This window comes from Phocaeicola sp. RTP21198st1_B8_RTP21198_201120 (assembly GCF_040929485.1).
Taxonomy (GTDB): domain Bacteria; phylum Bacteroidota; class Bacteroidia; order Bacteroidales; family Bacteroidaceae; genus Phocaeicola; species Phocaeicola dorei.
The window spans coordinates 1-1150 of record NZ_JBCOCI010000473.1; the positions used below are offsets into that span (position 1 = coordinate 1).

Sequence of the window (1150 nt, forward strand, 5' to 3'; positions counted from 1 at the left end):
CATCATGCTGTCACACTGCAGTATATTTATAATCAATCATTTATGCCCAATCAGGTGACAGATGACAGCATTTTATTTATTTTCCAATTTATATGTAGGGAGTATATGACTCCTAAAAAATAAATGACCCATATAATATGAACAATATGAAATCAACTTTTTTATTCCTACTTACTACAACCATGATGACCTGTACTGCCTACGGACAGTCTTCCAATCATAAAGAGAACAAATTACCCGATTGGGCTTTCGGTGGTTTTGAACGTCCAAAGAATGTCAATCCGGTAATATCTCCTATAGAAAACACCAAGTTTTACTGTCCATTGACCAAAGATTCTATTGCGTGGGAATCGAACGATACATTCAATCCGGCTGCTACACTCTACAATGGTGAGATTGTCGTGTTATACCGTGCAGAGGATAAATCAGGTGTCGGTATCGGACACCGGACTTCCCGCCTCGGTTATGCCACTTCTACCGACGGCACACATTTCCAACGGGAAAAGACTCCTGTATTCTATCCGGATAATGATTCACAAAAAGAGTTGGAATGGCCCGGCGGCTGCGAAGACCCACGAATTGCCGTAACCGATGACGGATTATATGTAATGATGTACACCCAATGGAATCGCCATGTACCTCGCCTGGCAGTAGCGACCTCCCGCAACCTAAAAGACTGGACAAAACACGGTCCTGCTTTTGCCAAAGCATTTGATGGAAAGTTCTTCAACCTGGGTTGTAAGTCCGGCTCTATCCTGACCGAAGTTGTTAAAGGGAAACAGGTTATCAAGAAAGTCAACGGGAAATACTTTATGTACTGGGGAGAGGAGCATGTATTCGCAGCTACTTCCGATGACTTAATCCACTGGACACCGATTGTCAACATTGACGGCTCCCTAAAAAAGCTGTTTTCTCCCCGTGACGGCTACTTCGACAGCCATCTCACCGAATGTGGGCCTCCAGCTATCTACACTCCGAAAGGAATTGTCCTTCTTTATAATGGTAAGAACCATTCAGGAAGAGGTGACAAACGCTATACCGCCAATGTCTATGCTGCCGGACAAGCACTCTTCGACGCCAATGATCCTACCCGCTTTATCACCCGTCTCGATGAACCGTTCTTCCGTCCGATGGATAGCTTTGAAAAGAG

1 protein-coding gene is annotated in these 1150 nt (G+C 44.4%); it reads left to right on the forward strand.

What is annotated here, in order from left to right; genetic code table 11:
- Window positions 1-137 precede the first annotated feature (137 nt).
- On the forward strand, window positions 138-1150 hold a 1013-nt coding region (locus AB5935_RS27395), incomplete at its 3' end, for a glycoside hydrolase family 130 protein (protein WP_368328027.1).